At 59.2% G+C, this 25,953-nt stretch carries 28 protein-coding genes; 19 read left to right on the forward strand and 9 right to left on the reverse strand.

Annotated features, from left to right (window positions below; all coding sequences use genetic code 11):
- Positions 1–38: 38 nt before the first annotated feature.
- Both cobT and ACP5EL_RS01155 read right to left on the reverse strand, forming a co-directional pair.
- On the reverse strand, positions 39–1,091 hold the full coding sequence (cobT, locus tag ACP5EL_RS01150; protein ID WP_428400606.1) for a nicotinate mononucleotide-dependent phosphoribosyltransferase CobT: 1,053 nt from the start codon (positions 1,089–1,091) through the stop codon (positions 39–41).
- Positions 1,092–1,401: 310 nt separating this feature from the next.
- Positions 1,402–1,770: a transposase gene (locus ACP5EL_RS01155; protein ID WP_428400607.1), complete on the reverse strand. Its 369-nt coding sequence runs from the start codon at positions 1,768–1,770 to the stop codon at positions 1,402–1,404.
- Between the two features lie 373 nt (positions 1,771–2,143).
- On the opposite strand from ACP5EL_RS01155, the gene ACP5EL_RS01160 reads away from it, so the two are divergent.
- From ACP5EL_RS01160 to ACP5EL_RS01205, 10 genes are all read left to right on the forward strand, one after another.
- Entirely contained in the window at positions 2,144–3,277 is a 1,134-nt protein-coding gene (locus ACP5EL_RS01160; RefSeq protein WP_428400608.1) for a class II glutamine amidotransferase, read from the forward strand.
- Positions 3,274–4,788, forward strand: a complete 1,515-nt coding sequence (locus tag ACP5EL_RS01165) for a glutamate synthase-related protein (RefSeq protein ID WP_428400609.1) — start codon at positions 3,274–3,276, stop codon at positions 4,786–4,788. Before ACP5EL_RS01160 ends, ACP5EL_RS01165 begins: the two co-directional genes overlap by 4 nt.
- A 7-nt stretch (positions 4,789–4,795) precedes the next feature.
- Positions 4,796–5,584 carry a hypothetical protein gene (locus ACP5EL_RS01170; protein ID WP_428400610.1) on the forward strand — a complete coding sequence of 263 codons (789 nt, stop codon included), beginning with the start codon at positions 4,796–4,798 and terminating at the stop codon, positions 5,582–5,584.
- Between the two features lie 48 nt (positions 5,585–5,632).
- Positions 5,633–7,669 carry a formate dehydrogenase subunit alpha gene (fdhF, locus tag ACP5EL_RS01175; RefSeq protein ID WP_428400611.1) on the forward strand — a complete coding sequence of 679 codons (2,037 nt, stop codon included), beginning with the start codon at positions 5,633–5,635 and terminating at the stop codon, positions 7,667–7,669.
- Positions 7,670–8,107: a 4Fe-4S binding protein gene (locus ACP5EL_RS01180; RefSeq protein ID WP_428400612.1), complete on the forward strand. Its 438-nt coding sequence runs from the start codon at positions 7,670–7,672 to the stop codon at positions 8,105–8,107.
- Positions 8,104–8,535 carry a 4Fe-4S dicluster domain-containing protein gene (locus ACP5EL_RS01185; protein WP_428400613.1) on the forward strand — a complete coding sequence of 144 codons (432 nt, stop codon included), beginning with the start codon at positions 8,104–8,106 and terminating at the stop codon, positions 8,533–8,535. The genes ACP5EL_RS01180 and ACP5EL_RS01185 overlap by 4 nt, the downstream gene beginning before the upstream one ends.
- Positions 8,465–8,671 carry a hypothetical protein gene (locus ACP5EL_RS01190; protein ID WP_428400614.1) on the forward strand — a complete coding sequence of 69 codons (207 nt, stop codon included), beginning with the start codon at positions 8,465–8,467 and terminating at the stop codon, positions 8,669–8,671. The genes ACP5EL_RS01185 and ACP5EL_RS01190 overlap by 71 nt, the downstream gene beginning before the upstream one ends.
- Positions 8,672–8,850: 179 nt before the next feature.
- Positions 8,851–9,453 (forward strand): imidazole glycerol phosphate synthase subunit HisH, encoded by a 603-nt coding sequence (hisH, locus tag ACP5EL_RS01195; protein WP_428400615.1) that lies wholly within the window; start codon positions 8,851–8,853, stop codon positions 9,451–9,453.
- On the forward strand, positions 9,447–10,259 hold the full coding sequence (gene hisF / locus ACP5EL_RS01200) for an imidazole glycerol phosphate synthase subunit HisF (protein WP_428400616.1): 813 nt from the start codon (positions 9,447–9,449) through the stop codon (positions 10,257–10,259). Before hisH ends, hisF begins: the two co-directional genes overlap by 7 nt.
- A gap of 127 nt (positions 10,260–10,386) precedes the next feature.
- Positions 10,387–10,659 carry a FeoA family protein gene (locus ACP5EL_RS01205; RefSeq protein ID WP_428400617.1) on the forward strand — a complete coding sequence of 91 codons (273 nt, stop codon included), beginning with the start codon at positions 10,387–10,389 and terminating at the stop codon, positions 10,657–10,659.
- A gap of 21 nt (positions 10,660–10,680) precedes the next feature.
- Here the strand turns inward: ACP5EL_RS01205 and ACP5EL_RS01210 are convergent, their stop codons facing one another.
- From ACP5EL_RS01210 to ACP5EL_RS01220, 3 genes are all read right to left on the reverse strand, one after another.
- On the reverse strand, positions 10,681–11,058 hold the full coding sequence (locus tag ACP5EL_RS01210) for an ArsR family transcriptional regulator (protein WP_428400631.1): 378 nt from the start codon (positions 11,056–11,058) through the stop codon (positions 10,681–10,683).
- A 180-nt stretch (positions 11,059–11,238) separates the two neighbouring features.
- Positions 11,239–11,382 carry a hypothetical protein gene (locus ACP5EL_RS01215; RefSeq protein ID WP_428400618.1) on the reverse strand — a complete coding sequence of 48 codons (144 nt, stop codon included), beginning with the start codon at positions 11,380–11,382 and terminating at the stop codon, positions 11,239–11,241.
- 128 nt (positions 11,383–11,510) lie between these two features.
- The gene (locus ACP5EL_RS01220) at positions 11,511–11,693 is read right to left on the reverse strand and encodes a CxxC-x17-CxxC domain-containing protein (protein WP_428400619.1); all 183 of its coding nucleotides are present in this window, start codon (positions 11,691–11,693) and stop codon (positions 11,511–11,513) included.
- 266 nt (positions 11,694–11,959) lie between these two features.
- On the opposite strand from ACP5EL_RS01220, the gene ACP5EL_RS01225 reads away from it, so the two are divergent.
- Together ACP5EL_RS01225 and ACP5EL_RS01230 are read left to right on the forward strand one after the other, a co-directional pair.
- On the forward strand, positions 11,960–12,751 hold the full coding sequence (locus tag ACP5EL_RS01225; RefSeq protein ID WP_428400620.1) for a glutaminyl-peptide cyclotransferase: 792 nt from the start codon (positions 11,960–11,962) through the stop codon (positions 12,749–12,751).
- 105 nt (positions 12,752–12,856) lie between these two features.
- The gene (locus tag ACP5EL_RS01230; protein WP_428400621.1) at positions 12,857–13,957 is read left to right on the forward strand and encodes a right-handed parallel beta-helix repeat-containing protein; all 1,101 of its coding nucleotides are present in this window, start codon (positions 12,857–12,859) and stop codon (positions 13,955–13,957) included.
- Between the two features lie 480 nt (positions 13,958–14,437).
- On the opposite strand, the gene ACP5EL_RS01235 is transcribed toward ACP5EL_RS01230, so the two are convergent.
- Positions 14,438–15,661 (reverse strand): molybdopterin molybdotransferase MoeA, encoded by a 1,224-nt coding sequence (locus ACP5EL_RS01235; RefSeq protein WP_428400622.1) that lies wholly within the window; start codon positions 15,659–15,661, stop codon positions 14,438–14,440.
- Positions 15,662–15,795: 134 nt separating this feature from the next.
- On the opposite strand from ACP5EL_RS01235, the gene ppsA reads away from it, so the two are divergent.
- Both ppsA and mfnA read left to right on the forward strand, forming a co-directional pair.
- Positions 15,796–18,066, forward strand: a complete 2,271-nt coding sequence (gene ppsA, locus ACP5EL_RS01240; RefSeq protein ID WP_428400623.1) for a phosphoenolpyruvate synthase — start codon at positions 15,796–15,798, stop codon at positions 18,064–18,066.
- Between the two features lie 37 nt (positions 18,067–18,103).
- A complete protein-coding gene (gene mfnA, locus ACP5EL_RS01245) occupies positions 18,104–19,237 on the forward strand; it encodes a tyrosine decarboxylase MfnA (RefSeq protein WP_428400624.1) in 1,134 nt (377 codons plus the stop codon).
- Positions 19,238–19,340: 103 nt separating this feature from the next.
- Here the strand turns inward: mfnA and ACP5EL_RS01250 are convergent, their stop codons facing one another.
- Both ACP5EL_RS01250 and ACP5EL_RS01255 read right to left on the reverse strand, forming a co-directional pair.
- A complete protein-coding gene (locus tag ACP5EL_RS01250; RefSeq protein WP_428400632.1) occupies positions 19,341–19,571 on the reverse strand; it encodes a TRAM domain-containing protein in 231 nt (76 codons plus the stop codon).
- 42 nt (positions 19,572–19,613) lie between these two features.
- Entirely contained in the window at positions 19,614–19,844 is a 231-nt protein-coding gene (locus ACP5EL_RS01255; protein WP_428400633.1) for a TRAM domain-containing protein, read from the reverse strand.
- A 225-nt stretch (positions 19,845–20,069) separates the two neighbouring features.
- On the opposite strand from ACP5EL_RS01255, the gene ACP5EL_RS01260 reads away from it, so the two are divergent.
- The 4 genes from ACP5EL_RS01260 (at position 20,070) to ACP5EL_RS01275 (ending at position 23,488) form a co-directional block, all read left to right on the forward strand.
- Positions 20,070–20,966: an NOL1/NOP2/sun family putative RNA methylase gene (locus tag ACP5EL_RS01260; RefSeq protein ID WP_428400625.1), complete on the forward strand. Its 897-nt coding sequence runs from the start codon at positions 20,070–20,072 to the stop codon at positions 20,964–20,966.
- Between the two features lie 40 nt (positions 20,967–21,006).
- Positions 21,007–21,438, forward strand: a complete 432-nt coding sequence (locus tag ACP5EL_RS01265) for a methyltransferase RsmF C-terminal domain-like protein (RefSeq protein ID WP_428400626.1) — start codon at positions 21,007–21,009, stop codon at positions 21,436–21,438.
- Positions 21,435–22,511, forward strand: a complete 1,077-nt coding sequence (cofH, locus tag ACP5EL_RS01270) for a 5-amino-6-(D-ribitylamino)uracil--L-tyrosine 4-hydroxyphenyl transferase CofH (RefSeq protein ID WP_428400627.1) — start codon at positions 21,435–21,437, stop codon at positions 22,509–22,511. The genes ACP5EL_RS01265 and cofH overlap by 4 nt, the downstream gene beginning before the upstream one ends.
- A 116-nt stretch (positions 22,512–22,627) precedes the next feature.
- Entirely contained in the window at positions 22,628–23,488 is an 861-nt protein-coding gene (locus tag ACP5EL_RS01275; protein WP_428400628.1) for a phosphate ABC transporter substrate-binding protein, read from the forward strand.
- A 70-nt stretch (positions 23,489–23,558) separates the two neighbouring features.
- Here the strand turns inward: ACP5EL_RS01275 and ACP5EL_RS01280 are convergent, their stop codons facing one another.
- Positions 23,559–24,515 (reverse strand): hypothetical protein, encoded by a 957-nt coding sequence (locus ACP5EL_RS01280; protein WP_428400629.1) that lies wholly within the window; start codon positions 24,513–24,515, stop codon positions 23,559–23,561.
- Positions 24,516–24,941: 426 nt separating this feature from the next.
- On the opposite strand from ACP5EL_RS01280, the gene ACP5EL_RS01285 reads away from it, so the two are divergent.
- Entirely contained in the window at positions 24,942–25,835 is an 894-nt protein-coding gene (locus ACP5EL_RS01285) for a hypothetical protein (RefSeq protein WP_428400630.1), read from the forward strand.
- Positions 25,836–25,953 lie beyond the last annotated feature (118 nt).

Here is a 25,953-nt window from a genome sequence, read left to right on the forward strand (position 1 = left end):
ATATCTGCGACTCCGCAAGATCCGGATGCTCTCTGCCTTCAGGCTCGGCCCGACTTTTTTGGCAGCTCCACAGTCATCAAGACCCTGTCCGACCCCTCGACGATCTCCTGCTGAGTTACCCCCGAAAGGCTGGCCGCGAGGACGGCCCCTCCGGCTCCGACCCCCTCTTTGGCGCTTCCGCGGGCGTAGCAGCTGAGGGCCGGGATCTTGGACCTCTCAAGGCCCGGGTCCGCCATGTACCACCTCCTCCCCAGCCCCTCCACCGTCTCTACGAAGCTCGCGTTTCTATCCTCCACGATGTACCTGGTGGTGGCGATGGAGACGTCGCCACCCAGGCCCAGGGCGTCGGCGGCGCAGAGGACGGCGGCCATCTGAGTCCCTCCCGCCAGGACCGTCTTCGTCCCCGAGAGGCCCTTCAACATCCCCAGGACGGCGGGGATCATGGGGTCGCCGACCTCCATCAGGGCCCTCAGGGGATCGGATCTCATGGACCCGAAGGAGGCCCCGCACCGGTCCAGGGCGGCATCGACGATCTCCTGCTTCTTGGCCAGGGGGTGGTCCAGAAGGCTGCTGGATACCCTGCCGTCGTATCCCAGGGCCTGCATCACGGCCATGGCGGTGGTCGTTCCCCCCGCGATCGACTCCCCTATGAAGATGCAGTCGGAAAATGCGGCGAGCTTCCTTCCCAGCATGGTCGCCCGGTCCATGATATCGGCGACGTCGGGGATCGCCGTCGCGAGCCTTATGTCGCTTCCGGCCGAGCCGTTCATGTCCACGTAGGGGACGGCGGGCTTTCTTCGCAGGCCGCTGGTCACAAAGAGGGAGGGAACCCCCGAGAGGCTGAGGGCTGCCTTGGTCACCACCGCCGGGGTCGTCGCCCCCTCGGGGGACTCCGGGACCTCGGGTATGGTCACGATCTTATGCAGCTCTACCAGCTCCGCGTCGGCGCTGGGGGTGTAGTCGGTGAGGTCGGGAGAGGCCCCCGCGGCGCTGAGACCGGGGATCTTCCCGGTATCGGTGTTGGAGAGGACGCAGAGGAAGAGGGGCCGCTCTGGCAGGTAATCAAAATGAGGGTGAATCCAGTCTTGCATGATCAATATGGTGTTCTGCGAGGTATAAAAACTCAACGCTAGAGGAGTTAAGACAAGTAAATTTTACTTGATCGGCGGAAAAGCTGGATTGCCGATCGATGATATGCTATGGGAACAAGCATCCTCTGTGACGTAGCGGTATGGGTTCGTTTCTCAAAAGCCACTTAGTAGATGCTCCCTCTTGGCTCGAGTTTTAAAATAAAAATTCATTTTTCGTCTTTAACAATGAATTTTTGACTATCGTGCTGACTTCCCGAACCAGTCAAGATACTCAGTGGGAGACCGGTGGAACATACCACAACATGCACCTTTAATCCTTTTTTTTCTTATGTCTGTTATATGCTACCAATTCTCCTCCCTTCTTTGCTTCTATAAAGGTGCTATCTATAGAAACAATATCAAGCGACATAAAACCGTTTTTATAAGCGGTATGCATTATCGCTTTGCGGATTAGTTGCCAGGTGCCGTCTTCAGACCATCGTCTTAACCTTCTCCAAGCAGTAACGTAAGATCCATAACGCCGAGGCATGTCACGCCAATTACACCCAGTAATCAGCACATAAAGGATGCCGTTAATGATTTTCCTATCATCAGCCCTCTTCCTGCCAACTCTGGGTTGAGGTGGAAGATAGGGTTTTACGTATTCCCATTGCTCATCTGTAAGTTCTTCGAATGTCATCTGTATCTAGTTAAATAAGGATCGAGGGGGGTATAAATAGTTTTGAAACCCTGTCACACAATGGCATGCACTGCGAAGTTCTATCATTAATACGCATATCTGAAACTCTTGTTAAGACGTTTATCCTCTCATCCCCGCCGCAAGCTGCTGGGTATTGGTATGTAAATCCCCGGTTCAAGTTATGCTGTAGCCTTCTAGAAAATAGCCGCATCTCCTAAGCGTTCATAATTGTTATGAACCTTTCTCAAACATTCCCAACACTTCTCAAATACCTATAAAATAGCTCCTGCCATCCCTTCCCTTGTAACCACTTCTTGCCTGCAAAGTCATCGATTCATGATCATCAGGCCGATGGACGGGGTTCGAGATTATCATGCCAAGGATTAGAAGAGAGCTGTACAACAAGGAGATCTGCGCCTGCTCCATCTTCGGGGCGATGAACCGGGATGGGGAGCGCTTTTCCGCCGCCGCCGTCATGAAGGCGATAGCCAACATGCGCGTCCGAGGCAACGGTCTCGGCGGAGGGTTTGCAGCCTACGGGATATACCCGGATTACAAGGACTACTATGCCTTCCACCTCATGTTCACCGGAAAGAGCCCTCAGGCTAAGCTCGAAGCAAAGCTGGAGCTGGAGGACTTCCTCTCTTCGAGGTTCGACGTCGTCGGTGACGAGGAGATACCTCACGACGACGAGGTGAAGCTGAGGGACCCGCCCCTCGTCTGGCGCTACTTCGTCCTGCCCAAAGAGGGGGGAGACGACTCCGGCCTCGTCCGCTCGGAAGAGGACTACATCGTCGACCAGATCATGAAGGTGAACGCAGGGATCGAGAACGCCTACATCTTCAGCTCCGGCAAGAACATGGGCTGCTTCAAGGGCGTCGGCTACCCCGAGGAGGTGGGCGAGTACTTCATGCTCGATCGGATCTACCGGGCCCACACCTGGACCGTCCACGGCCGATTTCCGACTAACACCCGGGCCTGGTGGGGCGGGGCTCATCCCTTCAGCCTCCTGGACACCACGATCGTCCACAACGGCGAGGTCTCCTCCTACGGCACCAACCGCCGGTACCTGGAGATGTACGGCTACGCCTGCACTCTGCAGACCGACACTGAGGTGATCGCCTACGCCGCCGATCTCTTGATGAGAAGACAGAAGCTGCCGATAGAGATCGTGGCCAAGATCCTGGCCCCTCCCATCTGGAAGGCCATCGATCGGTTGCCCGAGAGGGAGAGGAAGCTATTGACCACCCTTCGGATGGTCTACGCCCCCCTCCTCATGAACGGCCCCTTCGCCGTGATCATCGGCACGACCGGCCGGATGATCGGCCTCACGGACAGGATCAGGCTGCGACCCATCACCGCCGCCACCAGAGGAGAGATGTTCTACATCTCCTCAGAGGAGGCATCGATCAGGCTCATCTCGCAGGAGCTCGACCGGGTCTGGACGCCGAACGGCGGAGAGCCGGTCGTCGGAGAGCTGAACAGCATGAGAAAGGTTTTGCTATGAGATCATTCGTCTTTCCCGAGTTTCAGATCATAAGGGACGAAGAGAGATGCGGCCAGTGCAGGGCCTGTGAGAGACACTGCGCCTTCGGCGTCCACACCTACGATCCGGTGGCCGATCGGCTCGTCTCCGACGAGAGCAAGTGCGCCGGCTGCCAGAGATGTGCCATCTTCTGTCCCAAGAACGCCATAGTCGTCCGGCCGTCGCCATCCTTCTACCGGCCCAACGCCTCCTGGTCTCGCGAGAAGATCGAGGACCTCAAGAGGCAGGCGGAGACGGGAGGAGTCCTCCTCTCAGGATGCGGCAACGACAAGCCGTTCCGGATCTACTGGGACCACATCGTCCTCAACGCCTCCCAGGTGACAAACCCCTCCATCGATCCCCTGAGAGAGCCGATGGAGCTGAGGACGTTCCTGGGGGCCAAGCCCGACCTGATGGAAATAGCCGCCGAAGGTGGAGACGTTGAGATCGGAACGGAACTCTCGCCGAACCTGGTGGTGGAGACCCCCATCCTCTTCTCGGCCATGTCCTACGGAGCCATCAGCTACAACGCCTTCCGATCTCTGGCGACGGCCGCCTGCAGGTCAAAGACCTACTTCAACACCGGCGAGGGCGGCCTTCCCCGGGAGATGAGGGACGAGTTTGGAAAGTGCGCCATCGTCCAGGTGGCCTCAGGCCGCTTCGGCATCGACGCCGAATACCTGAACTGCGCCCAGGCGGTGGAGATCAAGGTGGGCCAGGGGGCCAAGCCAGGGATAGGAGGTCACCTCCCCGGCGAGAAGGTCTCCGACTCGGTGGCCGAGACGCGGATGATCCCTCCGGGCACCGATGCCATATCGCCGGCGCCGCATCACGATATCTACTCCATCGAGGACCTGTCCATGCTCATCAGCGCTCTGAAGGAGGCCACCAACTACGAGAAGCCGATCTCGGTGAAGATCGCCGCCGTCCACAACTTCGCCGCCATAGCAACGGGGATCGTCCACGCCGGCGCGGACATAATAGCCATCGACGGCCTGCGGGGCGGAACCGGAGCGGCTCCCAAGGCCATCCGGGACAACGTAGGGATACCGACGGAGCTGGCCATATCGTCTCTGGACCGGCGGCTGCGGGATGAGGGGATCAGGAACCGATGCTCCATCATCGCCGCCGGCGGGACTCGCTGCAGCGCCGACGTCATCAAGGCCATAGCCCTTGGCGCCGATGCCGTCTACATCGGGTCTGCTGCCCTGATCGCCATGGGATGCACCCTCTGCCAGAAGTGCTACACCGGCAAGTGCAACTGGGGCATATGCACCCAGGACCCGCGCCTCTCCGGCAGGCTGAATGTGGAGATCGCCTCCATGAGGCTGTCTAACCTCATCTCCGCCTGGTCCCACGAGATAAGAGAGATGCTGGGCGGGATGGGGATCAACGCCCTGGAGAGCCTCCGGGGCAACCGGGACCACTTGCGGGGCGTGGGGCTCTACGAGTGGGAGCTGGACGTATTGGGAATCAAAGGTGCAGGAGAGTGATTATAGTATGGTGATGGCAGCAGCAACCAGGTCCGGTATAGAGGTCGACGCTGAGATCGACGCCACCGACCTCGTAACGAAAGAGCTGAACGAGAGGCTGAGGGTCTTGATGCTCTCCGGAGTGAAGAGGGTCAAGCTCAGAAATGTCTACGGCCAGAGATACATAGGCACCCGCCTCTACACCCCGGAGAGCCTCAAGATGGAGATCGAGATCTTCGGAACGCCCGGAAACGACCTTGCGGCCTTCCTTTGCGGCCATAAGATAACCGTCCACGGCAACGCCCAGGACGGCGTGGGAAACACCATGGATGCCGGAGAGGTGATCGTTAAGGGAAGGGCAGGAGACGTCCTGGGCTTCTCCATGCGAGGCGGCGAGATCTACGTGAGGGAGAGCTGCGGCTATAGAACGGCCCTCCACATGAAGGAATACGAGGGAAAAAGGCCGGTTTTGGTGGTGGGCGGTAGAGCCCAAGACTTCTTGGGCGAGTACATGGCGGGCGGGATTGTGATCATCCTGGACCTTGAGGGCCAGACTCACGAGGCGAACTTCATAGGCACCGGCATGCACGGAGGCCTGATCTATCTTCGGGGCAGCGTTGAGCAGTCTCAGGTCGGAGATCAGGTGGATATCTCGCCCATAGACGATGCCGACCGGTCGGTTCTCGACCGGTACGTCACCGGGTTTGATGAGCGCTTTCCTGAGATGGAGATGGATAGAGAGGAGATCTTGAGCTCTCCGTTCGTCAGGCTCACCCCTCGGTCGAAGAGACCCTACAGCGACCTTTATGCGTACTAGACGCGCATATCATTTCCTTAGATAAATTAAAATCCTTCGGGGATCAAGATGACAAAAGTGCTTGTTCCGACGGTATGCCCGTATTGCGGTGCAGGCTGCGGATTCTTCATTTCGGTCGAGAGGGAGCGCGCCACCGGGATAGAGTACATGCCGGATCATCCTGTCAGCGAGGGGGCTTTATGCTCCAAGGGAAACGCGGCCTTGGAGATCCTCCACCATCAGGAAAGGCTCACCACACCTTTGAAGAGGAAGGGCGAGGGCTGGGCAGAGATCTCCTGGGAGGAGGCCGTCGATCTCGCGGCAAAAGGTCTGGGCGATGCCATCAAGAAACACGGTTCAGAGAGCATCGCCCTTCTCGCCTCCTCCAAATGCAGCAACGAAGAGAACTACCTGATCGAGAAGCTGGCCCGCCTCCTGGGCTCGCCTCATGTGGACAACTGCGCCCGCCTCTGTCACGCCCCTTCAGTGGTGGGATTGAACCGGACCCTGGGCGCAGCGGGGATGACCAATCCCATACCTGACATCGAGAGCTCCAAGTGCATATTCGTCATTGGATCGAACCTGGCGGAGAACCATCCCGTCATCTCCCGCTGGATTCACCGGGCCAAGGACGCGGGGGCGGTGGTGATGGTGGCCGATCCAAGGGAGACTCACACTTCCTGGATGGCAGACATATTCTTGCAGCTGGCCCCTGGGACGGACGTGGCTCTCCTCAACGGCATGGCTCACGTGATCATCAAAGAAGATCTCCTGGACGAAGATTACATCGCAGCGAATACAAGAGGCTTTGAAGCTCTGAGAGAGTCGGTAAAAGATTTCACTCCGGAGAAGGCGGCGGAGATCACCGGCGTTCCTGCAGACGATATTGTGCGGGCGGCCCGGGCCTACGCCATATCCCCGGCCTCAACTATCCTCTATTCCATGGGGATCACCCAGCACAGCACGGGCACAGACAACGTCCAGGCCGTCTCCAACCTGGCCCTCATCTCTGGCCATCTGGGACGGCCGGGCGCCGGGGTGATGCCCCTCCGAGGCCAGAACAACGTCCAGGGCGCCTGCGACATGGGGGCACTGACCGAGTTTTATCCCGGCTACAGAAGTGCGGACGATCCCGAGACGATCGAGTTATTCTCCTCCGCCTGGGGGACGGAGGGGCTTCCCATGGGCCCGGGGCTCACGGCCACGGAGATGATCGATGCAGCCGCCTCGGGTGATATCAAGGCCATGTACATCGTGGGCGAAGATCCGGCCAACTCGGACCCCTGCAGCAGGCACGTTCGTGAAGCCCTGGAGAACCTCGACTTTCTGGTGGTGCAGGACATCTTCATGACTGCGACGGCTCAAGCCGCAGATCTCGTCTTGCCTGGAGCGGCATGGGCGGAGGAGGAGGGAAGCTACACCAATACGGAGAGGAGAGTCCAGTGGAGCTCTAAGGCAATTGATCCACCGGGAGCGGCCCTCTCCGATCTGGTGATCATCTGCAAGGTCGCCCGGTCTTTGGGGCTTGATTTCGACTATCCTGATGCTGCCTCCGTCCTGGTGGAGATCAACCGGACCGTTCCCCAGTACGGAGGAATAACTAGGGAGAGGCTCGGCAGAGCCGGACTCATTTGGCCCTGTCCAACCCCCGACCATCCTGGAACGCCCATCCTCCACTCCTCCGGCTTCAAGCTCGCCGGAGGGCGTGCTTCCATGGTACCCGTACCCTATCGGCCGGCGGCTGAAGACGCCAGCTGGGTTTATCCTTTCGTTCTCACCACCGGGCGCATCGCCATCCACCACAACGCCGGCTCCATGACCAGGAGAAGTCCTTCGCTCATCGGCCGGGAGCCGGATCTCTACGTGGAGATCAACACCGCCGACGCCGCGCGGCTGAAGGTGGCCGATGGCGATGAGGTCCTCGTCGCCACGCCTCGGGGAGAGACGGTGGCTTACGCCCGGCTGACGGACGTCGTGAAGAGAGGCGTGGTCTTCATGCCCTTCCACTTCCCCGGAACCAACGTCCTCACATCGGAGGTCACCGACCCTGAGGCGAGGATTCCAGAGTTCAAAGTCTCAGCCTGCAAGATCTCTCGGAGGGATTAGATGCCCGTTTACGTAGACATCGCCAGATGCATAGGCTGCCGTTCCTGCGAGGTGGCCTGCCAGCGGGTTCATGGAGGCAGCGGCCACGTCAACGTCCACTTCGTAGAAGATTTCGCCTCAGTCCCCATATTCTGCCACCACTGTGAGGAGGCCTCCTGCACCATGGCCTGCTTCTCCGGAGCCCTTCACAAAGAAGGGGATAGGACGGCCTTTGACGTGGAAAAGTGCACCGGATGCGGCTTATGCGCTCTCGCCTGCCCCTACGGAGTGGTCTGGACAGACAAGATCGCTCACAAGTGCGACCTCTGCGAGGGGCGCGCAGAGCCGACCTGCGTCACCACCTGTCCGGCCAACGCTCTCACCACCGATTATGAGCTGGCGTCTCGCCGGGCGCGGGCCCGAGCGGCTCGGGCTGCCGCCCAGGGAGGTCGAAGATGATCAGAGTTGATCCCGGCCTCTGTCTCGGCTGCAAATCCTGCTCCAACGTCTGTCCCAGCCAGAACATCGTTCTGACCGAGACTGCAGACGAGCGGTCCATCCACTGGAAGAGGTGCAAAGAGGAGTGCGATCTTTGTGTGGAGTTCTGTCCCGCCAAAGCTCTGACCCTGGTCCCCTTCAACGAATCCGTGCTGGAGCCTGAAGTCTCCTTTGACCTCGCGGCCTGCAAGATCTGCGGGTCGAGGTACGCCACAGAGCCGATGCTCAAAAGGATCGAGTCGAATCTCCCCGCTGACTCCCAGAGGGACTCTGAAGGGCTGGAATGGATCCGGGTCTGCCCAACATGTCGGCGGAGCATTGAGGCGGAGAGGGCTGTCCGGGAGATGGTGCCTGGAAGGTACAGGAAGAGCCCAAGAGAGGGCATTTGAAATCTTTACAGAAGGTGTTGGCACGACCGAAGAACGAATTCCATCAATTTGCCCTTATTGCGCCGTAGGCTGCGGATTTTACCTGGTGGTGGAGAGGGAACGCGGGCTACGGGCGTGGAGTACATGCCAAGGATAGTCGTCCATTACCATGGCGGTTCCATGACTCGAAGGTGCCCGTCCTGCCCAACGGCCCTGATGGCGATCTTTCGTTTCAGCAGGCCCGCGCAAAACCCGAAAAGGTATATACGAGGCCGGGAGGCATAGGGTTCCGGCGGTTTGAAAGAAGCGAGATTAGCGTAATCAGGTGAATGAGATTTGACGATTGCAGTAGTCGATTACGGGGTGGGAAACCTCTTCAGCATAAAAAACGCCCTGGAGCGGATCGGGGCTGGGCCAGAGCTGGTGACCGAGCCGGAGGAGCTGGCGGGGTTCGAGGGGGTGGTGGTTCCGGGGGTCGGCTCCTTTGGAAGGTGCATGAGACGGCTCTCTCGGTTCGAGGGCGCTCTCCGGCAGGCCCTGGAAGCGGGAACGCCGATCTTGGGGATATGCGTCGGGATGCAGGTCCTCTTCGATAGAAGCGAGGAGAGCCCCGAGGAGGGGCTGGGCTGGATCTCTGGCGACGTAATCCGCCTCCCGGACTCGGTCCTGGTACCCCAGATGGGATGGAACACCCTCACCATAAAAAGGGAGGTTGAGATTCTGGACGGGATATCCGACGAGGACTTCTTCTACTTCGTCCACTCTTATGCTTGCGTTCCGATGGACAGATCTGTCCTGGCCGCCACCACCGACTACGGCATCGAGATCGCCGCGGCGGTATCGAGGGAGAACCTCTTTGCGGTCCAGTTCCACCCGGAGAAGTCGGGTGAGAAGGGTCTTCACATTCTTGAGAACTTCGTGAGGCTTGCGAGATGTTAGCAAGAAGGATAATCCCCTGCCTCGACTGTGACCTCGCCGTCCCCGAAGGACGGGTGGTGAAGGGGATAGAGTTCAAGCAGATCAGGTACGCCGGGGTCCCCTGGGAGCTCGCCACCCGGTACTACCAGGAGGGGGCAGACGAGATAGTATTTCTGGACATCACCGCCTCCTCCGGAAGGCGCGAGACGATGAAGAGCGTCATCAGAGCCACCGCCAAGAACGTCTTCGTTCCCCTGGCAGTGGGCGGCGGTATCAAGAGCCTCGACGACGTGAGGGGCGTCTTCAAGGCCGGGGCCGACAAGGTCACCGTCAACACCACGGCCCTAAAGCGGCCCGGGATCATCTCAGAGATAGCCGAGGAGTACGGAAGCCAGGCCTGCGTCGTCGCCATCGACGCGAAGAGGAGGGATGCCCCCGCTGAAGACCGGATCTCGGTTCCCTCGCCAGAGGGAGAGTCCTGGTTTGAGTGCTCCTTCTACGGCGGAAGGGAGTTTGCGGGGGTCGACGCCATCGCCTGGGCGATGGAGGCCGAGAGGCTTGGGGCCGGCGAGATCCTCCTCACCAGCATGGATCGGGACGGGACCTACGACGGGTTCGACCTGCCCCTCACGGGCGCCGTCTGCGAAAGGGTTCGGATACCGGTGATCGCCTCGGGCGGATGCGGCAACGCAGAGCACATATTCGAGGTCTTCAGGAATACCGGGGCATCGGCAGCCCTCGCCGCCAGCATCTTCCACTATGGCGAGTGGGGGGTCGACGAGGTGAAGAGGTACCTCGCGGAGAGGGGCATCCACGTCAGAATATGAGCTTTTGGTCTCCGGTCTGGAAGAGGGCTCGGATCCGCTGTCTCTTCTCTTGATCCCGGCCGGATGGATACCGCCAGATTTATAGACGCCGGATCGTTCTAATCACGGACAGATTAGAGGTGTAGAATTGATCTCGCTGACTAAAGCACCCTGCAACCTGGTCCTGGAGATAAAATCCTTCGCCGACAGCTTCGGCTGGGCGAGGAGGTTGGAATCGATGGGAATAAGAAAAGGGCAGAGGGTCCGCAAGATCGCCTGCCAGCCCTTTGGGGGGCCGGTGGTGATCGAGGTCGGCGGATGTTGCGTATCCATGGGAAGAGGGATCGCCTCCAAGATCGACGTCGAAGTGGTCTCTGAGTCCGTCTCCCAAAAAGAGGCTACGTCCGAGCCCATGAGGTGAACTCTCAGAAGGCTCGAAGCCTCAGCTCAAGATCAGCTCTTTGAGCTTCTGTATGCTCTCCATCGTCTGAGCCGACTCTTGCTGCTTCTCTTCTTCGAAATGCTTTATGATCTCGTCGATGGGGGTCAGGAGGGAGTAGACCTTCATGGGCCGACCTTTGCCCCCTCTTCTGACCTCCTTCTCGCTCACCCAGTTGTTCTCGCGCAGGGCGCGCATCGCTATGCTCACCTCTGGCTGCCTGAGGTTGGAGCCCATCTCGATATCTCGCGAGGATGCTTCGTCTACGTTGGCCAAGTAGGTTATCAGGATGGCCACGTTACGCTGTACTCCGAGGCTTCTGAGGGTCTCCGCGAACTCGAGATCTTTATCGTCCAGCACCTTCACTGTGCTCTCCTTCATCATTATCACCGGGGATTTTTTTAAATTTTGATCTTACAAAAACTTAATCATATAAATAATTTATTTCGATGGGCAAGACATAAATCCTAAATAGAAATAGTTTTGGAGAACTTTCAGCCATCTGGGGACCTTTTTAGCTCCTGGAAGTGTCTCAGAATCTTCTGACCAAAGCCGACACGATCAGACCGCCGAGACGAACTCGGGAGCCTTTTCGGCCCAACTCTTCTCCTGATGCAAGCCCTCCAGCCTGGATCGGAGAGCTACAAAGCTTCCGTGGTGAGCCATCAATGCTGCAACCAGATCTCCATAGTAGCCAAATCTCAAGAAAAAGGTTGCGGGCTGGGAAGTCGTCGCAGGGTTCGGATGCCGACCCTGCTCCTCTCCCGCCGTCACGGCGAAGTATCGCCAGACGGCAAAAACAGACCGGTTGAGATCAGATCGATCCGATCAGCTCAATACCGTCTCGGCGATCTTGCGGGCCTGTGCTTCTGATAACATTCGCTGCAGTACACCGGCCTCGATCCGTCAGGCTTGAAGGGGACCTTGGTCTCCTTTCCACAATCCGCACAGACCGCGTCGTGCATCTCTCTGGGGCCTCTGTCGAAGCCGCCTCTACGTCCACGTCTCTCGTCCATTATATTCACGTACCTTTTTGGTCTTCGATTCCGAAGAACCGACGGTGCTAGCGAGATCCCCAAAGAGGTCATCTGCGCAAGCTGAGATGGGTGATCCCGCCATGAAGATATACCTGTTGGTGGGACTATGGGGTGGCTGGAGGAGTGGGGCCTTGCGAGGGGGTGGCGGTCCCTTCCGCCTTCTGATAGGGTCAGATCTCTGAAGCCTGTTTCAATTTCTTCCGAACATTCTAAATAGCCCGTCGACCTCGGGAAGATCGGTGACCATGACCGCGAGATTTGCCACCGCCCTGACCTTTGCAGCCCTCCTCACTGCCATCCTCGCGGGCTGCATCGAGGACGAATCTCCCGATGAGCAGGGGGTTCTGGTTCATGGCTATCGGGTGGTGGCAGCCTACCCCCATGATCAGGGGGCATTCACCCAGGGGCTCGCCTACAGGGACGGCCTTCTTTACGAGGGGACGGGCCTTTATGGAAGGTCGACGCTCCGCGAGACGAGGTTTGAGACGGGCGAGGTCACAAGGTCGCGGAGCTTGCCGCCCCGGCTCTTCGGCGAGGGGATCGCCCTCTGGGGAGATCAGATCTTCCAGCTCACCTGGAGGTCGGGGATCTGTCTCGTCTGGGATCTCGATGACCTGAAAATCGCTAAAACCTTCGTCTATCCGACGGAGGGGTGGGGCATCACCAGCGACGGTCGAAACCTGATCATGAGCGACGGCTCATCAGAACTTCGGTTCCTGGACCCCGAGACCTTCAGAGTTACGAGGACGGTGGAGGTCCTGGCCGAAGGCCAGCCCCTAAAGAGGCTCAACGAGCTCGAGTATGTAGAGGGGTTTGTCTACGCCAACGTCTGGGAGACCGACGAGATCGCCATCATCTCTCCGGAGACGGGAGATGTGGTGGGCTGGATCGACCTCTCGGGCCTATTGACCGAAGAGGTGCGGGAGGGGGCGGACGTCCTGAACGGGATCGCCTATGATCCCAAGAACGGCCGGCTTCTGGTGACGGGGAAGCTCTGGTCCAAGATCTTCGAGATCGAGGTCGTGGCCAGAGAATGATCAGGACCTTTGGGGATCTTCCGAAGGTCCGAGGCCTGATACTGTGAAGGTAATTTTAATACCGATCAGTCCAATATGAAGATCAGAGGTTTAAGAGGTTTAAATATGCTCAAAGATCGAACTTACAAATTCGCACTGATCGCCTGGCTCGCCGTGGCGATCTTCCTGTCGGCGGGGCTCGTCTCGGCGGCCGAGGTATCCGACACCACTGAACTGAGTTTGAGCGTCGCACCTGCGGAGGGCGCTGGTCCCGATGCCGACGCCGTCCCTCCAGAGGATGCGGATAACGTCACCGAGGTCGCCGCTACAACCGCGAACGATACTGTCGATGCCGACGAAGAGGGAACTGTGGCCGAGCCCGTCGAGCCGTCAGAGCCCGTGACCCCCGCCGGGATGAACAACGAAACCGAAGATGAAGTCGTGGCGGAGGTGGAGATCGAGCCCGAGCCTGAGATGAAACCCGAAGTGGAACCCGAGGTGGAGCCCGAGATGGGAGCGGTGGTTGAAGGAGCGATCCTCACCGTCTGTCTCAGCGGCTGCGACTACACCGCCATCCAGGCCGCCATCGATGCCTCCGAGGACGGCGACGTGGTGGAGGTGGGGAGCGGGACCTATAACGAGAACCTCGTCCTGGACAAACCGATCACCCTCCGGGGGGTGGACACCGGCGAGGGCGCTCCAGTGGTGAACGGCCGGGGGAGCGGCAGTGTGGTGGTCCTCCAGGCGGACGGCGCCGTCCTTGAGGGGCTCTACATCACCAACGCCGGGCCTTATCCCAGCGCCGGAATCGAGGTAGTATCCAACGACAGCCTGATCGCCGGATGCGAAGTCTGGAATAGCGGATGGTGGGGCATCTACCTGAAGGGTGGCAGCACCAACAACACCGTCTCCGAATGCATCTCCTCCAACAGCGAAAACCACGGGATCATGGTCTATAAGTCTCCGGGCAACTTCTTCAGAGAGAACACCGTCAGCAACAACGGCTACAACGGCATCCAGATCCTCGAATCCGACAACAACGTCATCGAGAGGAACGTGGTGGGCAACAACACCGACTCGGGGATATCCATCGACTCATCGAAGAACTCGATCGTGATGGGCAATATAATCAGCTACAACAACATAGGCATCCGGCTCGTCTCCTCCGGGATCGATCGGGTCGGGCCCAATCGATTCGTGAACAACACCCAGGAGCTCGTGGCCTAGGTCCGATCTCTGGACCTACGGTCATCACTTTTTCATTACAACAATGGGCGATAATCGGTTTTACATCCTTCGGGCATGAGCCCTCGGGCCATGAGAGTTTCGAAAGGTGAAAGACGATCGCTGAGGGTTCGACCGGGTTTTTGAGCTGAGTATTCAACGCCTCGCACTACGCATTCTCGGAGAAAAGCCACAAGCTCTGGACTGAACCTGTAGTACCAGCTGCTATCTCTCAAAATATGCTTAGAAAATCTCTCATAGTCGCGCTTCAGAGCGGCAAGGATCCGTTGAAGAAAGGTCCCGTAGCTTATCTATAAGGACCAGAACATATGAACAGGATCGATCTTACGCTCACGCTTTATAAGACCTGTCTCCTTCGCTTTATCTCTCAGCCATTCAGGCGGAAATAGAGCACAAAGCTCTCCCATGATAAGGAAGGTCAATATCCACATTTAAGCATCGACTGAGCCATCCAAGACTCGATCACTCGATCAAATTCACCTCGACCGTCTGGCCCTTCTCCCTTCCTTCGACCTCCTCGGGCACCAGGACGTATCCCTCGGCCCGAGCAACGGAGCTGAGGATCCCCGCGCCCGAGGTCATGATCGGCGTCGCGACGCCGTCATTGAGGCTCACCCTGGCGAAGGTGAGGTAGCCGGGCCGCGAGACGATCTTTCCTTCGAGCCTCGCCTCCACAGTCCGAGGGAGGTCGGTCCGGTGGGCCATCATGGTGATCAGGGGTCGGGCGAAGATGTAGAGGGCGGAGAGGGCCGCCACGGGGTAGCCCGGAAGGCAGATCACCGGCTTTTCGTCGATGATTCCGAGGGCGGTCGGCTTTCCGGGGGTGATCCGCAATCCGTGGACCAGAAGCTCTCCCATCTCCGCGAGGATCGGGGGGGAGTAGTCTTCCTCCCCGATGGAGGTGCCGCCGGAGATGAGGATCAGGTCGGCGTCTAGGTTTTCTGCGATCGCCTCCTTGATCAGATCGGGGTCGTCCTCCACGATTGGAGCTTTTCGGGGCGATCCGCCCCAGATCTCAGCGTACATCTCGCACATGATCCCGTTCGCTTCCCGGGCCTGGCCGGGCAAGAGCTCCTGGTCAGAGAAGAGAGGTACGAGCTCGCCCCCGGTGGGGATGATCGCGACCTTTGGCCTCACCCAGACCTGGACGTTGGCGAGGCCGAGGGAGGCGAGGAGGGCGATGTCGGGGGGCCTCAGTCGATGCCCCTCTCGAAAGATCGTCTCGCCGAGGGCGACGTCTTCGCCGACCCGGGCGAGGTTTCGATAGGGATGGACCTCCGCCGTCGCCTCCACCTCTCGGCCTCGGAGGAGGGCGTCCTCCAGCATCAGGACGGCGTCCGACCCCGGAGGAGCCGGCATCCCCGTCCTCACGGGGACGCACCTCCCCTCCCCCGCAGTCTCGGCGATCTCGAGGTAGACGGGGGCGAGGGGGGTGGCCCCTCTCGTATCCGCCGCCCGAACGGCATACCCGTCCATGGCGGCTCTGTTGAAGGCGGGAAGGTTCGCGGGAGATCTCACGTCCTCGGAGATGGCCCTGCCTCGGGCTTCGGCCAGATGGATCTTCTCGGACCCGACGACAGGCCCGCACCTCTTACGAAGGGATCTCAGGGACTCGGCGGCTCCGGCAAGCTCTTTGAACATGAGCTTTGGCTCTTTCTCGTCCCCTTTGTCTAATTTTCCGTTCATAGGCCTCGCAATTTTCTAAATCCGAAATTTCCCGTGAAAACAGATATATACGGTACCACCTGCATCATCCCGCAAAGAAGCTCATTCAGAACATTCAGAACGAAAGAAGTTTCCTCGGGAGAAGGTGTTATCCAATGGCGGCTGTTGTTTGGCTGGAAGAAGTCGGAAAAGACGACGTCTCCGTCGTCGGCGGGAAGGGCGCAAGCCTGGGCGAGATGATAAACGTAGGCGCTCCCGTCCCAGGGGGCTTTGCGGTCACCGCGCAGGCTTATCGAGATTTCATAAATCGATCTGGGATTGCAGACGATATCTTCGAGGCGCTGAAGGTGGACGTGAACGACTCCGCTGCCCTGAACGGAGCTGCAGAGAGGGCGAAGAGGCTGGTCCTGGAGGCGAAGGTCCCAGAAGATATCGAGAAGGATATCAAAAGCCGGTATCGAGAGATGTGCAAGCGCGAGGGAAAGGAGGTCTTCGTCGCCGTCCGGTCGAGCGCCACGGCCGAGGACCTCCCCGACGCGAGCTTCGCGGGGCAGCAGGAGACCTTCCTGAACATGATGGGGGAAGATCAGGTCTTCGAGGCGGTCCGGAAGTGCTGGGCTTCCCTCTACGGGGCGAGGGCGATCTTCTATCGGGTCGACAGGGGTTTTGAGCACGAGAAGGTGAACATCTCCGTCACCGTCCAGAAGATGGTAAACTCGGAGAAGTCGGGGGTTATGTTCAGCTCCCATCCCAGCACCGGCGAGCCCGAGGTGATCATAGAGGCAGCCTGGGGGCTGGGCGAGTCCGTGGTCAGCGGGAGCGTCTCTCCCGACAACTACGTAGTCGACAGGACCAATAAGAAGATCCAAAACAAGTTCGTCGCCTCAAAAGAGATTATGATCTTCCGGGACGAGAAGACCGGTGAGACGGTGACGGAAAATACCCCCCCGGACCTGAGGGAGAAGCTCGTCCTCTCCGACGAGGAGATCCTGGAGCTGGCGGATCAGGCGGACGCCCTGGAGAGGCACTACGGTATCCCCCAGGATATCGAGTGGGCGTACGAGAAGGGGAAGATGTACATCCTCCAGTCGAGGCCCATCACCACCATATCCAAGGGCGGAAAGGATGAAGAGGAGAAGGCGATGGGGAGCGGAAAGGTCGTCCTCACGGGCCTGGCCGCCTCACCGGGGGTGGCGACCGGCGAGGTGAAGATCGTAACAGGCTCTGGAGACCTCGATAAGATCAAAGAGGGGGACATCCTCGTCACGGTGATGACGGAGCCGGATATGGTCCCGGCGATGAAGAGGGCAGGGGCGATCGTCACCGACGAGGGTGGCCTCACCTGCCACGCCGCCATCGTCAGCCGGGAGCTGGGGTTCCCCGCCGTTGTAGGCACCAAACAGGGGACGAAGGTCCTCTCCGACGGGATGATGATAACCGTCGACGGTGGCAAAGGGAAGGTCTACGAGGGGCGGCTTAAGAGGGCGAAGTCGGCGGAATCTGCGGGTCCCGCCGTCTCCTTCGCCTACAAGCCGATAACGGCGACCGAGATCAAGGTGAACGTCAGCATGCCCGAGGCCGCAGAGCAGGCGGCAGCGACGCTCGCCGACGGCGTTGGCCTCCTGCGGATCGAGCACATGATCCTGGGCCTTGGCAAGACCCCTCGGTACTACATCAACGCCGGCAGGGAGGAGGAGTACATAGACGAACTCGTAGGTGGTGTGAGGGCCGTCGCCGAGGCCTTCTACCCCAAGCCCGTCTGGGTCAGGACCCTCGACGCCCCCACCGACGAGTTCCGGGGGATGGAGGGCGGCGAGGACGAGCCTCACGAGCACAACCCCATGCTGGGCTGGAGGGGTATCCGGAGGGACCTGACGGACACAGACCACTTCCGGCTGGAGATGAAGGCCTTCAAGAAGCTCCACGAGATGGGCCTCACAAATGTTGGGATCATGCTCCCTCTCGTCCAGCACGTGAGCGAGTTTCGAAAAGCCAAGGCCCTCATGGTAGAGGCGGGCTTGAACCTCGAGGATATCGACGTCGGCATAATGGTCGAGACCCCCGGAGCCGCCCTTACCATCGAAGATTTCATCGAGGACGGGATCGACTTCATCTCCTTCGGGACGAACGATCTCACCCAGTACACCCTCGCCGTCGACAGGAACAACGAGAACGTCGCCGAACTCTACTCCGAGCTTCATCCGGCGGTTCTGACCCTCATCGAGTACGTCATCGAGCGGTGCAACCAGGCAGGCGTCAAGACCTCCATCTGCGGTCAGGCCGGCTCCTACCCCGAGATGGCAAAGAGGCTAGTCGAGATCGGGATCACCAGCATCTCCGCCAACATCGACGCCGTAGCCACCGTCAGGGAGACGGTGGCCCGGGCGGAGAAGATCATAATGCTGCGGGCTCTAAGAGAGGAGTGACCTCCGGCGAGCACGAGCTGAATTAGAGGTATCTGATTTGAGATATCAAGGTCTATCCGAAGAGGAGGTCATGAGGGGCCTCTCCAAGATTAGGGGAACTGATCTGAGCTACGATCGGATCTTCTCCTCCATGTGCACCCCACCCCACCCGATAGCCCTGAAGGCGCACCAGAAGTTCCAGGAGACGAACCTGGGCGATCCGGGCCTATTCCCCGGATCCGCCGAGCTGGAGCAGCAGGCGGTGAGGATGATGGCGGAGATGCTGGGCCATCCCCAGGCCTGCGGCTACCTCTCTACGGGGGGGACCGAGTCGAACATCCAGGCGATCCGGGCCGCGAGGAACGCCCACAACTTCAGGGACGGAAATATCGTCGTACCGAAGTCCGCCCATTTCTCCTTCGACAAGATAGGCGACCTGTTGTGCCTGGAGATCAGGAAGGCCGACCTCGACGATGAGCTGAAGGTGGATACGGGCTCCGTCGAGGAGCTGATCGACGAGAAGACCGTCTCCATTGTGGGGATCGCGGGGACGACGGAGTTCGGCCAGGTAGATCCCATCGACAGGCTGGGGAGGCTCGCCCTCGACTCTGGGATACACCTTCACGTCGACGCCGCCTTCGGAGGCTTCGTCCTCCCCTTCTTGAGAGGTGACTGGAGGTGGGACTTCGGAGTAGAGGGTGTCACCTCCATCACCATCGATCCCCACAAGATGGGGATGGCGACGATCCCGGGCGGCGGCCTTCTCTTCAGAGATGCCGAGGATCTGGAGAGGCTTGCCGCTTACGCCCCATACCTGACGATGGCGAGGCCCAAGGCCCTGACGGGGACGAGGAGCGGGGCTGCCGCCGCCGCCATATGGGCGGTGATGAACCATCTAGGAAGAGAGGGGTTCACGAACGTCGTCGACCGCTGCATGGACCTCTCGAGGCGGATGGCAGCGGGGGCGAGAGAGATCGGCATCGAGCCGGTCATCGAGCCGGTGATGAACGTAGTAACCCTGCGGATGGACCGCCCTGAGGAGGTCAGGGCCGACCTCCTCGAGTGCTGCTGGAGGGTCTCGACGACCAGAAGCCCGAAGGCCCTAAGGCTGATCCTGATGCCTCATTCGACCTATGAGAACGTCGACCTCTTCCTCAGAGATCTGGAAGATGTGCTGAAGAGACGCTCCTGAAAAGGCGCTCGTCCCAGGGATGAGAGACCGCATCTAAAAATAAAGGGTTTTCAGCCCTTTTTGGGCCGAACTTTTTTTATGGCTTAGCCGCCGTTCTTCGCCCTCAGACCTTGTGGCCGATGGCGAACCTTCGCATCACACGGTCGATGGCGATTGTGACCTGATCGCCGACCTTCGTCTCGGGGACGAATATTACGAAGCCCTCGATCCTGGCAATCCCGTCGCCCTGCTTTGCGATATCCTCAATCTCTACGTCGTACTCTTTTCCGACCTCAACGGGAGCTGTGGACTCAAAGCCCTCGTCTCGGAAGGAATCTCTATCACTTCTGTACAAAAACTTCACCGTCCTAGTTAAAAGGGAGAATAATCTGGAAGTTCAGGCCTTGTGGCCGATGGCGAACCTCTGCATGACCCTGTCGACGACGATCGTCACCTGATCGCCGACCTTCGTCTCGGGGACGAATATTACGAAACCCTCGATCCTGGCGATCCCGTCGCCCTTCTTTGCGACGTCCTCGATCTCAACATCATACTCCTTTCCGACCTCGACAGGAGCTGTGGACTCAAAACTGTCGTCTCGGAAGGAACCTCTATCATTACCGTACAACCACTTCACCGTCCTTTGCGAAAAACCGCGAAACAGTTTGCCGCGTTGTCCACACAGTTGCATTACGACTATTAAATCTTTGTGCTCATACCGCCGTTGGGCACGGTCTTCGGACGACAGGATGACGGTCAGAGCTGAAAGGTCGGGCGGACCGACCCGGGATCGGGTCGCTGGCCTTCTGCCGGACGGCTGAGAATATATCCTATAAAGGCGAACTGCGGCAGCATGACCGGCCTGGAGAGGTATAGGGATGTGGTCGCAGAGTACGAGCGGCTCCTCGAGGCGACGATGCGACCCCTTCCAGTCACCGCGAGGATCAACACCCTCAAGACCGATCGGGAGGAGCTCTTATCCCGGCTGGAGGAGGGAAAAGTGGCCTATCGGCCTTTCTCCTGGTACCCCTTCGGCCTCAGGCTCGAGGTCGAAAAGCCCGGCAACCTCATCGAGAACCTGATGGGCCACATCCACGTCCAGGAGGAGATATCGATGGTCTCTCCCGTCGTCTTGGACCCCAGGCCGGAGGAGAGGGTCGTCGACCTCTGCGCCGCACCCGGGTCCAAGACGACCCAGATGGCATCGATGATGGAGAACAGGGGGCTTTTGGTGGCAAACGATCCCGCCAACTCCAGAATCGCCTCCCTAAGATCCAACTGCGAGAGGGCGGGGGCCATAAACGTGGTGGTGACCAGGCACGACGGCCGTCGGTTCCCCTCCACGAAGTTCGATCGGGTCCTCGTCGATGCCCCCTGCACCGGCCAGGGGATGGCGAGAAAAGACATCACCGTCCTGGACCGGTGGAGCCTGAAGCGCTCCCTCGGCCTTCAGCGCCTCCAGCGCTCCCTTCTACGAAGGGGGACGGAGCTCGTGAAACCCGGTGGCACCGTCGTCTACTCCACCTGCACCTTCGCCCCCGAGGAGAACGAGGCTGTCGTCTCCTGGGTCGCCGACCGGGCCCCTCAAATCAGTCTGGAGGAGGTCTCTGTTCCGGGGCTGCAGGGATCTCCGGGGCTGGCGGAGTGGGGAGGGTCCGACTTCGGAGACGAGATGGAGAAATGCGCCCGGTACTACCCCCACCAGAACGACACAGGAGGATTCTTTGTCGCAAAGCTCATCAAAGAGTAGGTCTACCTTCCGGCCGCTGGACTGGGCCGAGGTGGCGGAGATGATGGAATCTCGTTTCGGCATCCCCCCAAGAGCCTTCGAGGGCGTGAGCTTCTTTCGGAGGGGTCGGAAAGTATGGGCCTTCAGCCTCCCCGAGATCCCGGACCTTAGGTGCGAGTCGGTGGGGCTCCGTTTCATCTCGGCCCGGGGGAAGGTCCCCAAGCCCACCACCGTCGCTCTGCAGCTCTTCGGCCGGGCCGCCACAAAGAACGTCATCGACCTCTCCGCGGCCCAGGCTGAGAGGTTCATAGCCGGGGAGCGACAGGAGCTGGAGGCGGATGCGGAGGACGGTTACGTGGTGGTATCCTACCGGGGCGGGGTTCTAGGATGCGGTCTATATTCGGGGGGCGAGCTCATCTCGCAGCTTCCAAAGGAGCGGAGGATCACGAAAGATGGGATCGAGAACCGTCCGCCGGGAGGTTGTGGTCGATGATCTTATCTCGAGAGCGAGAGGTCACGGCCTTTGAAGAAGACCTTCATCGTGGAGACGGCTGGATCGATCGGGCCGCTCTCCTGGAGCTGTGGAACGAGCCGGTGCGGCTCTTTCGGCTCGCAAACCTCCTCCGTATGGAGAGCTGCGGGGACGAGGTCTCTTTCGTCGTCAACAGGAACGTCAACTTCACCAACCGGTGCGTGGGCAGTTGCAGGTTCTGCGCCTTCAGGCGCGCCGACGGCTACCTTCTATCCGAGGAGGAGATCCTGGACCGGGTGGAGGCAGCGGAGAGGTTTTCTGCCACCGAGATCTGCATCCAGGGGGGGCTCGCCCCCGGCCTGGTCCTGGAGGACTACTGCCGGATCCTGGAGGCGATAAGGGATAACTACCCGAGGATGCACCTTCACGCCTACTCCCCAATGGAGGTCTTCTACATGTCCCAAAACTCCGGCATCGCCCCTGAGGACTCGATAAGGGAGCTGTTGCGGGCCGGCCTTGGATCGATGCCCGGAACCGCGGCCGAGATCCTGGTGGACCGGGTCCGCGAGGAGATCTGCCCCTCCAAGCTATCTACCTCCGAGTGGCGGGATGTGATCACCACGGCCCATCGCCTGGGGGTTTCCACCACATCCACCATGCTCTACGGCCACGTGGAGAGGATGGAGGATCGGATCCGCCACCTCCTGCTCCTCCGCGAGATCCAGGCCGAGACCGGAGGGTTCACCGAGTTCGTACTTCTGCCCTTCATGCCGGGAAATAACGATCTGGGCCCCTCGTCTCAGAGGATGGGCCATCTCGAGAACCTGAAGATGCACGCCCTCGCCAGGGTGGCCCTCCATCCCCTGATCACCAACATCCAGGCGAGCTGGGTGAAGCTGGGAAGAGACCTCGCCGGGAGGACACTTCTCTGGGGGGCGAACGACCTCGGGGGGACCCTGATCGAGGAGAACATATCGCGAACCGCGGGAGCCGTGGAGGCCGAGTACATGACCCCGGATCAGCTCTGCGACCTGATCGAGAGGAACGGGAGGGTTCCCGTCCAGAGGACTACCCTATACGGCCGGGAGAGATGACCTTTCCCGCCACCTCTGGCGGGGATCGTCCAATCGGGATCTCAGGGGACGTCCTAGGCCCACTCTCGTAACAAATATCATATAGTAAGAGCAGATTTACTTTGGGGAGTGATCTGATGACCAAATTGCCCTCTTTGATGCTGATCTGCTCAATCTTGGGACTTTTCGCCCTGGGGGGGACGTGCTCCACCTCGGACGGCCTGGACACCGTGACCATCACCGGCTCTACGACGGTTATGCCCCTGGTGGAGATCTGCGCCGAGGAGTTCAACATGATCCAGGACGAGGTGATGGTGACCGTCAGCGGCGTCGGCGGATCCGGGGTGGGGATAAAGAACGTGGCCAGCGGCTTCTCAGACATCGGTATGTCCTCCCGAGAGGTGAGGGCCGATGAGATCGAGCTCTACGGCGACAACTTCTCTGAATACCTGATCGGCCACGACGCGATATGCATCGCCGTCAGCGAACCGTTATACGACTCCGGCGTCACCAACATCAACCGCAACCAGCTCCGGGCGATATACGATGGGAATGTGACCAACTGGCTGGAGCTCGGAGGTCCCGATAGAGAGATCTACGCCGTGGCCCGGATGGTGGGCTCGGGGACCGGGGACCTCTTCAACGAGATGGTGATGGGGGATCTGGAGACCGAGACCCGAGGGGCCGACACCTACACCCAGAATAACGCCGAGATGAAGACCGCCATAACCATGAGCGATAAGGCGATCGGCTATTTAGGCTTCAACTACGTTCAGGAGGGGCACCTCCGGGCCATAGCCTACGAGGGGGTCTCTCCCACCACCGAGAGCATAAATACCAGGACCTATCCCCTCACCCGTCCCCTCTACGTGATGACCTGGAACGAGCCCGAGGCGGGAGAGAAGGCCTTCATAGACTTCCTCCTGGGCGAGGAGGGCCAGTCCATGGTAAAGGAGATCGGATTTCTTCCCGTCGGCTCGGCATCCGAATTAGAATGAGTTGGAGGGAGCGGCGCTTTGCCCGATTCGAGGGCAAGCGCCTCTCAAAAACCATCGTAATTTTTCCGCATCAACAACTAGTGCAGTACTGGGCCTTGGAGGTGTCGTTCCAGGAGTCACCCCAGGCGACATCCCGGCAGGTGCAGTCGAAGATCTCCTCCTCGCCCCACTCCTTATCTTCGTCGTCCATCCCGTCGTAGCCGCCGAAGCAGCAGGAGAGCCAGTCAGCCTTCGGCTTGGACCCCTTGCAGCTGGTGCAGACCTCCATGTTCTTGGTGATCTTGAAGCTGCCCGCGTAGTTCTCGTCGATCTCTATGAGGGGTTTCTTCCAGCCGTAGTCGGCATCTGTCACGAGCTGGCCGACGTGTACCGACCCTTCCGTCACCTCCTCCTCGATCTTCATGCTGGTGCTGCTGAGCCCATCTTGAGGCTTGGAGCTGGGGTTGGTGCTCTTTTCTTGGTTCTTGAGCTCGACTCCTATATCCTTCACGAAGGCAGAGGCGTACTCGATCTGGTGGAGCATTGATACACCTTCGTCATAACTTTTGCTACATGCGCTACCATCGTAGTTCTTTCCTTCCGTCCTCTCCTTAAGCTTGGAGTTGTAGACGATGGGGTTTTCGGCGTAGTATCCCGTCCCGTAAGCCATAGCCATCGGCGCGTAGGTCATCTCATTCTGCTCGACGAATGAGATAGCGCTTTTTGCTGGATACTCCGATCCAGTATATACAAGTGTATATTTATCTTGGTTGCTAACAAATCCTTTGCTCTGATTGGAGCTCAAGAGGGTCGCGGTGTCCATGGTTCCGCTGCCGTGCATGTAGTTTTTGAGCTGGAGGGCCTCGGTGTTCACCTTCTGGTAGACCATGGCAAAACCTTCTCCCTCCACGTCCTGCTCCAGCTTCTGCTCGTTCTTCAGGTAGTACCCCTCGCAGTTATCGGCCGCCCAGGCTGGGCCCGAGACCACCAGCATCACCAGGAGAGCCGCCCAGATTCTAGTAATCGTCCCTACACCTCTCATTTCCATCCCTTCTCTGAATATTCTGCTAATTATCTGCGCTGCTCATGATGTTTTTTGCTATATATTTCTTTCTAAGTCTGAATTAATCTTAAAATAAACAAAATGTTAGCATCATATCTTAAATTAAGGATAACTCATTCTACAAAGATGGCGGCCGCCGGGCGACCTCCGACGGAGATCTCCTCGAATCGGGCCCCGAAGTTGGTCTCAGAAGACGATGGCTCGCGAGGGCTCCTGCCGTATCGAGAGAGCATTCATCCTCCGGATCTCGATGTCCGCCGAACTGCATCGCTTAATCAATTATTCTTTACTTATAACAATTACATCGATACAAGATATTTGTTCCTATTTAAGCTTAGTTGTTTTAATTGCCCTACGGAAAGAGACATATTCATGCGAGGCCGATGGTCCCCATCTGGGGAGAGGTAGATCATGTTCGACAGAGCTTTAGTCCGTCTCCTGATCGTCCTTTCGATCTTTGCGGCCGCCCCTTTGGCGTCGGCCCAGGAGGGCGGTCCGGCAGAGACGGTTGGGATGAATGAGCTGAACGGGGCGGAGATTGACGTGGTCAAGGCGGACGATGCCGCCGGTGCGACGGTGGTCGTCGATGACAACGCCTCCGAGAAGGATGCCGATCAAAAGAGGGATGAGGCTTTCGAGGAGGGGGTCGACGACTTCGCGAACGAGACGACCCCCACCGGGCCTCTGCCGGATGAAGTGCCGATCGCCATGATGCCCGAGGAGCCTCTGGCCTTCTCCGCCTCCCGCTCGATGACCGTCATCTCCGCCGTCGAGGACGTATATGTGAACCTGGTGGAGGAGAAGGTCTACGACGAAGACCGCCTGATCTCCGAATACCTGGTGGGAGATCGGCGCGAGGATGAGGAGTTCCTGGGGATGGTGATGATCCAGTTCAACGTATCCGGCCTGGAGTTCGAGGAGGACGACATAGCAGTTCTCGTTTTGAAGGCGGAGTCGATGGAGAGGGCGGACGACGAGATGGCCGGGGTGGTCCTAATGCCGGCGACCTCCGAGTGGTCTGAAAGCTCGAGCGCGGCGGCCCTGGCGTTGAACATGCTGCCGACGGTCTTTATGATCTCAGACGGCGACGGGTCCGACTTCAGCACGTTCGGGATCGACTTCGGGGCCGACGAGATCTTCATCTTCGACGTATCAGAGCACCTCAGGGCCGCCGAGGGGGGGTGGGTCTCCTTCCTCCTGGTGGCGGTGGGCGACGCCAACTACAGGGTCAGCTTCAAGTCCAGGGAGACGGGCGAGGGGCCTCGCCTTCTGATCGTGCCCTATCCATCTGCATCCGCCGCCTGACGGCGCATCTCGCTCGCCTCGCTGCGACGTTTTCGTCAATGAAGGCGCGACGTGGTCCCTCCCATCTCTGGATGGAGAAAAAGTTTGAGCCGGAGGCTTCAGGCCGTCTCCGCCCGCG

This window comes from Methanocrinis sp., assembly GCF_049974945.1.
In the GTDB taxonomy this organism is placed as follows: Archaea; Halobacteriota; Methanosarcinia; order Methanotrichales; family Methanotrichaceae; genus Methanocrinis.

Coding starts and splice junctions, on each gene's coding strand:
- cofH (WP_428400627.1), top strand. CDS start 21,435: ATGATCTTATCTCGAGAGCGAGAGGTCACGGCCTTTGAAGAAGACCTT.
- ACP5EL_RS01220 (WP_428400619.1), bottom strand. CDS start 11,693: ATGGACGAGAGACGTGGACGTAGAGGCGGCTTCGACAGAGGCCCCAGA.
- ACP5EL_RS01170 (WP_428400610.1), top strand. CDS start 4,796: ATGGTGATGGCAGCAGCAACCAGGTCCGGTATAGAGGTCGACGCTGAG.
- ACP5EL_RS01230 (WP_428400621.1), top strand. CDS start 12,857: ATGCTCAAAGATCGAACTTACAAATTCGCACTGATCGCCTGGCTCGCC.
- fdhF (WP_428400611.1), top strand. CDS start 5,633: ATGACAAAAGTGCTTGTTCCGACGGTATGCCCGTATTGCGGTGCAGGC.
- ACP5EL_RS01160 (WP_428400608.1), top strand. CDS start 2,144: ATGCCAAGGATTAGAAGAGAGCTGTACAACAAGGAGATCTGCGCCTGC.
- ACP5EL_RS01280 (WP_428400629.1), bottom strand. CDS start 24,515: ATGGAAATGAGAGGTGTAGGGACGATTACTAGAATCTGGGCGGCTCTC.
- ACP5EL_RS01185 (WP_428400613.1), top strand. CDS start 8,104: ATGATCAGAGTTGATCCCGGCCTCTGTCTCGGCTGCAAATCCTGCTCC.
- ACP5EL_RS01265 (WP_428400626.1), top strand. CDS start 21,007: ATGATGGAATCTCGTTTCGGCATCCCCCCAAGAGCCTTCGAGGGCGTG.
- ppsA (WP_428400623.1), top strand. CDS start 15,796: ATGGCGGCTGTTGTTTGGCTGGAAGAAGTCGGAAAAGACGACGTCTCC.
- ACP5EL_RS01225 (WP_428400620.1), top strand. CDS start 11,960: ATGACCGCGAGATTTGCCACCGCCCTGACCTTTGCAGCCCTCCTCACT.
- ACP5EL_RS01165 (WP_428400609.1), top strand. CDS start 3,274: ATGAGATCATTCGTCTTTCCCGAGTTTCAGATCATAAGGGACGAAGAG.
- cobT (WP_428400606.1), bottom strand. CDS start 1,091: ATGCAAGACTGGATTCACCCTCATTTTGATTACCTGCCAGAGCGGCCC.
- ACP5EL_RS01180 (WP_428400612.1), top strand. CDS start 7,670: ATGCCCGTTTACGTAGACATCGCCAGATGCATAGGCTGCCGTTCCTGC.
- ACP5EL_RS01275 (WP_428400628.1), top strand. CDS start 22,628: ATGACCAAATTGCCCTCTTTGATGCTGATCTGCTCAATCTTGGGACTT.
- ACP5EL_RS01235 (WP_428400622.1), bottom strand. CDS start 15,661: ATGAACGGAAAATTAGACAAAGGGGACGAGAAAGAGCCAAAGCTCATG.
- hisF (WP_428400616.1), top strand. CDS start 9,447: ATGTTAGCAAGAAGGATAATCCCCTGCCTCGACTGTGACCTCGCCGTC.
- ACP5EL_RS01260 (WP_428400625.1), top strand. CDS start 20,070: ATGACCGGCCTGGAGAGGTATAGGGATGTGGTCGCAGAGTACGAGCGG.
- ACP5EL_RS01210 (WP_428400631.1), bottom strand. CDS start 11,058: ATGAAGGAGAGCACAGTGAAGGTGCTGGACGATAAAGATCTCGAGTTC.
- ACP5EL_RS01155 (WP_428400607.1), bottom strand. CDS start 1,770: ATGACATTCGAAGAACTTACAGATGAGCAATGGGAATACGTAAAACCC.
- ACP5EL_RS01285 (WP_428400630.1), top strand. CDS start 24,942: ATGTTCGACAGAGCTTTAGTCCGTCTCCTGATCGTCCTTTCGATCTTT.